Consider the following 6,256-nt stretch of genomic DNA (forward strand, 5'->3'; position numbering starts at 1 on the left):
ATCAGAAACACTCGATGTGAGGGGTGTCTGAAGGACCTGCAGCCCTCCCATTGAGGAGTAGTTTTGCAAAACCTGTACTCCAGCCAGCGCGTGCAACTGTTCCAGGGCGGACAAGATTATCCCCGGTTTGGGTTTGATCAAAATCCTGTCATTCCTGAAACTCGCGGCGAGACTGTGGACAGAGACGACGGTTGAGGAAGGGACCGCGCGATAGAACCGTTGCTGAAAGTTTCCGCTCGCGGAATCAGTGAAATCAAAGTGCCCGGCGCTCGGTACCGTGTTGGTAAAAACAGGAGCCCACTTCAACAAATCTCCGCTCGCTTCCACGACGTAAACCGCGCCGGGCGCGCCTGAAATCCGGAAGTGAAATTGCGACGGCGCGGATCCCTGGCTGTTGGACGGCGCCGGAGAATTCGCTTGAGCCGACGCACCGAATGGCGCGGAGACCAAAGTCAAAAGCATCCCCAACGCGAACCACATCCTTGCGCGCGGTGGTTTTCCGTCCGTTGATTCGATCGCATTCGGTGACAGGTTCGTTTTCATGAGTTCATCCGTCCGTTCGTTGATCCGAGGTTTCCCGGGCTTGAACACACGCACCAAGCCCGGGAAAAAGGGCGACAAACTTCCATTCATATGAATTGGTTCCGTCCGTCCGCCCAAACACCAAAGATGTTCGTTGTTGATGATGTTGCTTACAAAGTTGAACGCCGCCTGTCCAAGCGGTGCTCGATCCGCGAATGCGGTCTTACAGTTTCTTGCTCTGTGAAAGAACACTGGCACCGACACTAATCGTTTGGCCGGAATCCGAAAGCGGGGTAAGAACCTGAAATCCGGCGGGTAAAGAACCTACTGTCGCAGTTGCCAGACTCCGACCGTGTCAAAAAATTATGTGAAGCCCTTCGCGACTGCGACCCGCGAGTCTCGCGTCGCCGCAGCGGGTGAATGCGGAGGTCACACGCCCGGCTCAGAGCGCTGGAACGTACGCTTCGTCCACTTCAAACTTGACCGTCACCTGGCGCAATCGTCGCCGCACCGGGACGACTTTTCGCAACTTCGGGTCGAAATAATCCTTCAACATCGAAGGCCGCGGGCTTCTTAGATAGACATCGGGTCGATCACGCAGGTCGCCAGAAGCAACCACGTCGAGTTCTTCGCGGGAGGAGGCGTATTGAATGATGCAAGGCACGTGGGTGATTCCCAGTTCGCGCAAGGCGTATGCTCGATGGCTTCCGTTGTGGAGCACGAGCCGGTTCTCCGCGTAAATTGCATTCAGGAAATTGGAGCCGAATCCCACGGCGATTCCGAGTACGCCGACCAAAGAACCCGGCAGAGGGTGGTCCTTGATGTGACGCGGTTCCAACCGCATTGGCCTCAGGAACCGAAGGTCGTTGGACGGTGACATGAACACATAGGTATTGTTGTGAACGCGTGACCATTTGAACGGCGGCTGCGGATGATCTGCAGGCAGACAGGTGCGAAAAACCTCCTCTTCCCCCGGCGACGCACCCAGCTTGTCCTTCAGCCTGTTCACGTGCGCCAGGTCAATGTGTTTTTGATAAACAACCATGCGGTCCAGGTCGACCATCCCGACGTTGCTCGGCAGTGTGTTGAACCCGTTTACAACCAAAGGGTCGTCGAGCAGGGCCGCGTAAAGCGACTCCAGGCGCGGACCGAGTTTGGTGATGGGGGGATGATCGGCCAGACCGGCCTCGTCTTTCTGAAGCGTCCGGATGTGTTCGTTGGCAGCGCGCCACTCGTCAGTCAGCGCGCCTTCGTGCAGCGATTCTCCATCGACCGTTTGATGAGCCATGAAACGCAGAAACCGGCCCAGGGTCGGTCGGCCGATCAGATAGGCGTTGTCATCGACGACATCGCCGCTTGTCACCGGGATCGTGTGGCGTCCGACAGGTTCCGCTTGTCCCGCCTCTTGAGTTTCAAACATCGCGATGTCCGCAATCATATTTCCACCTTTCCAGTTGTTCGAGTTCACCTGACTTTTTTGCCTTACCACCACGACCAGAATTCGACTTTAAAGGTGCGGGCGAGCCGCCGTTCCAACAGATCGATGATTCGACGCCGACCGCACAGGATTTTTGCATTGCCGGTCATGCCGGGTTTGAGAAGGAGCCAACGGTTGTCAATCCGGGTGGTGACGAGGATCGTCTTCCCGGAAAACTCCTCACTCGAGGCCACGGCAGCTTCCTGTCGATCCTCATTCGGCTGAACGGTTGCCACTCCCATGGACGTGACTTTCCCGTAAAAGGTCAGGTTCGGATAGGCCCGGACCTTCAGGGCAACGGTTTGCCCGACATTCACGTCGGCAATTTCCTTTTCCGAGATCGGCGTCTCCACTTCGATGGATTTCATTTCGACGACCTTCGCGATGAGATCGCCCTTCTTTACAAGGTGATGCGCCATTTCCTCCAATTGCCGGGCGGGCGTCGCGACGATGCCCGACGCTGGACTGACAATTCGCGCGAGCCGGATCTGTTCATTCAGGTAACGACGTTCAGCATCGAGGCGCGCAATTTCGGCCTTGGTCGCGTCGATTTCTTCCGGCCGGCTGCCGGCCAACAACAGAGCAAGTTTGCCTTTCGCTTCCACAAGTTCGTTCTCGCGGTCGGCCAGATAAGCCTCGCTCGCTTCAAAATCCTGTTGAGAAAGAAGTTTTTGTTCATACAGAGGTTTGTTCCTCTCGCGCATGCTTGTCGCAAAAACGACGCGTTCCTGGGCTTTGGCAACCGTGGCTTTCGCCAGATTGATCTCCTCGGGCCGCGCTCCTGCTTCAAGCTGTCTTAGTTTTGCCCGCGACTCTTCAATGGCGGCTTCGGTCTTCCGCAATTCTGCTACGTTGTCCCGGTCCGAAAGCTGCGCGACCAGATCGCCCTCCTTAAGGGTGTCACCTTCATTGACGTAAACTCTTTCGACAATTCCCTCCACCTCGGCCCGGGCATCCGCGTTATGCAACGGGAGCACCCTGAAGGAACCCCTCACCTTGAGTTCCATCTGCGTATAGAACGCGACCGCCCAGGCGGCGCCAAGCAAACCCGCCGCGATGAGCGGCCTTTTCAGCACCGCGAATATTTTCCTGATGGCCCTGAACCAGGCCTTTGATTCCTGGGGAAACAGCCGAAGAAGCCGCCGCCGGATCTTGGCGACGATCAGGAATACGATCATCACCAGCGCCTTGAGTCCCTGGTCGCGCCGCAAGAGAAAATCCGTGAGCAACCAGATCATGTAACCCAGGGCGCAGAAGGAAAAGGAGGAAGCAACCAGTCCATAGACGAGAAAGATTCTCTTTTCGCGCGGAGTTCCTTCCACCCGCGTTTTTGCCCCGAAAAGCCTTTTGATTCCCGCCCCGATGCACGCGTAGGACCGGCGCCTCAAATTATGGATGCCGATCGAATCGCTCAAGAGATAGTAGCCGTCCATTTTAATCAGCGGGTTGAAGTTCAGGAGGGTTTTGACCCCGGAGGTCGCGGTAACGGCCAGCGCGACAAAATTGATCCAGGTTCCCGAATCGGTGAGCCGCCAGATCAACGCCGCAAGCGCCCAGAGAAACAGTTCAAAGTACGGCCCGGCAAAAGAAACCAGGAGCCGTTTCGATTTTTCCGGGAAGAGCCAGGCGTCGCTCACATTGCAGTAGAGGCAGGGTTGAAGCAGCAACAGCAGAAAGCCGAGTTCGTGGACCTCGCCGCCAAAGCGTTTGCAGGTCAATCCGTGGCCGAACTCGTGAGCCACCGTGACCAGGAGGATGATTGCCCAGACCGTCGGAATCGCGCCCCATTGATAAAGCCGGGGAAGATCCTGTTTGAACTCTCCCCAGTTGAACACGATGACGCAGGCCGCCGCGAGAATCGTTGCCGCGGACAGGGCCATGAAAGTCCATGTGAACAGGAACCGCACTTTTCCCACCAGCCAGTCGAACAAGTGATCCGGATCGCAGACGCGAAACATCAGGTAAAACACATTCCCTTGAAGCCGGCGGCGTTTGCCGGCAGACCGCTTCGGTCTGGCTTCCGGCGTCTCCAGGAGGCGGCTGTCGCCGAGCGTCTTGACAAAGCTTGTCAATGCTTCCGGTTCCAGCGTCGCGCCAAACTTTTCGCCAACGCGTTGACAAACGGTTTCCGGTGAGGTCGCCCCGTCGAGCTGGCGCGCGATGAAATACTCCGGTTCCTTGAAACGGTAGAAGTCACCACGGACGGGATCCTTGATCACGAAACTGGCATCGCCGTTCGACCCGCGCCGGCTGAAGATCAAATCGCTTCGGAGTTTGGGGTGCTGTGAATCGCGTAACGGGTCCGCAGCGAGAATACCGCCGGGATCTGCCGGCGGTCTCCCGCTGCGTTCAAGGGAGGCCAGACGATCGGTCGGGACTCCCATTGTCAGTTCGGTCGCCACGTATCAGTCGCAACCGCACTCCTGGCTGCCTTTACTGTGACTGCTGTTGCTATGGCTTCCACCCGAGCCGCTGCCCGAACCGGAACCTGATCCGGAAGCTGGCGCGCCACCGCCCCCCGGAGGAGGCGTCACGCCGCCAGTGGGCAGGGGTATCGGCGGAATGGTTATTCCGCCAGGAGCAATTCGTTGTTCAAGTTTCTCAATGCCGAGGTTCACTAGTTTCATAGTGTTTCCTTTCGCTTTGTTCGTTTTCGTTTTTCATTACTGTCACATTTGCAGCACACCCGTGCTGCAAAGCCTCATGAACATCGGGTTGTGGTTTCTGATTGTGATCATCAAATTGATCTCTTGTCGGAAGGAGGAAAGCCGGGCAAAACCCTGAAATTCAGGCGGGTGGACACCTGAGATGGCGCTGCTCAAACACCTCGGTTTCCTGCGCCCGCTCACAAGCACCGTGAAAAGTCGCGCTTCACAGAATTTTATTGGCAAACCGGGAGGGCCACTGGAGTTTCCAATGGCCTTCCCGTTAAGGTGCGGGAGATCAAACAGGGAGCCTGATCTCCCGTTGCAGCGTTATTTGCTACTTGCTGCCATGACTGGCATGGCTGCCGCCCGAGGCGTGACTGCCCTTGCTGTGGCTGCCGCCCGAGGCGTGACTGCCTTTGCTGTGGCTGCCGCCCGAGCCGGACCCTGAACCACTGCCGGAGCCGGACCCTGAACCACCGCTGCCTCCACCGGTTGGCGGAGGCGTTACACCACCGGGCGGAACAATTCCACCAGGAGCGATGCGTTGTTCGAGTTTCTCGAAGCCTAGATTCACTAGTTTCATAGTGTATCCTTTTGGTTTGTTTTGTTGTATTTTGGTTTATGTATTACTGCGTTTGCAGCACACCCGTACTGCAAATCTGCAACACACTCGTGCTGCAAAAGCCGTGATTGAAAACGAATACTACCCTTCCACCGCGCGACGAGAAGAAGGGTGAAACCCGAAAACACCCGTGAGGAAACGCCCGATACCCGACCGGGCAATGCCCCCGGTCGCTTTCGGCGATCGACCGTTTGGTGCGAGTTCGCGCCCGGGCTGTTGCGAGCGAAGCGGCTGACGCTTCATCCCCGTAACAATCGCCCTGTAACGGCGGAATAAGAAATGACTGGTGTTGAGCGAAGCTGCGAGCGCCGGATTCGCCGAATTTGCTGTTCATTTGGATGGGTAATCGCTGAATTCTGGGCGTCATCTTACTTGCCGGTGTAATCCCAGGAGGCGCGGCCGTCATACAAGATGAAGTTCATGCCTGATAGCGTCCGGCCCTCCAAACCCGCCGCACTCGCCTGCACCGCCAGTCGCACCCACTGTCCCGCCGCCGGCAACGCGCCCATGGGACGCTGGCTCGACGTGCCATCCGTACCCCATGGAATCAAATTCTCGCCCCAATACACGCGATGATCCCACGACGACCCGTCAAACCACTGCAACATGATTTCCCGTGGTGGGTTGGCAGGGTCCAGGTACGCGTAGGTGAACAAAGTGTCCCCGGAGTTGACAGTCAACACGGCAGTCGCCTCGGAAAAGTAATGATAGTGGATCCCGGGTGTGAGGCTGGATTGATGAGCCCGCGTGCCAAAAAACGGCGCCGGGTTGCTGCTGATCCAGTTCCAGGCATCGCCGCCGTCTGCGCCCGTCCACGCCCCCGCAGGAATGGCGTCATCCATCCACACCGTGTTTGCCGGGCTTGCGTTATTCACCGTCACCATCACGGGATCGGAGGTGGCTTGATTGCCTGCGGCGTCCCGCGCCACGGCCGTCAGGGTGTGCGACCCGTTGGCTGTCGAAGCCGTGTCCCAGCTGAAGTCGTAG

5 protein-coding genes are annotated in these 6,256 nt (G+C 57.4%); all 5 read right to left on the reverse strand.

Going from position 1 to position 6,256, the window contains the following annotated elements; genetic code table 11:
• Positions 1-543: hypothetical protein (locus VN887_09105; protein HXT40168.1), on the reverse strand; the 543-nt coding region annotated here is incomplete at its 3' end.
• Positions 544-964: 421 nt separating this feature from the next.
• Positions 965-1,960 carry a hypothetical protein gene (locus VN887_09110; GenBank protein ID HXT40169.1) on the reverse strand — a complete coding sequence of 332 codons (996 nt, stop codon included), beginning with the start codon at positions 1,958-1,960 and terminating at the stop codon, positions 965-967.
• Between the two features lie 44 nt (positions 1,961-2,004).
• On the reverse strand, positions 2,005-4,401 hold the full coding sequence (locus tag VN887_09115) for an efflux RND transporter periplasmic adaptor subunit (GenBank protein ID HXT40170.1): 2,397 nt from the start codon (positions 4,399-4,401) through the stop codon (positions 2,005-2,007).
• Positions 4,402-4,981: 580 nt separating this feature from the next.
• Positions 4,982-5,230: a hypothetical protein gene (locus tag VN887_09120; GenBank protein HXT40171.1), complete on the reverse strand. Its 249-nt coding sequence runs from the start codon at positions 5,228-5,230 to the stop codon at positions 4,982-4,984.
• A 407-nt stretch (positions 5,231-5,637) separates the two neighbouring features.
• Positions 5,638-6,256 (reverse strand): hypothetical protein (locus tag VN887_09125; protein HXT40172.1); only part of this gene is annotated, 619 nt, incomplete at its 5' end.

It is taken from the genome of Candidatus Angelobacter sp. (assembly GCA_035607015.1).
Lineage (GTDB): Bacteria > Verrucomicrobiota > Verrucomicrobiia > Limisphaerales > AV2 > AV2.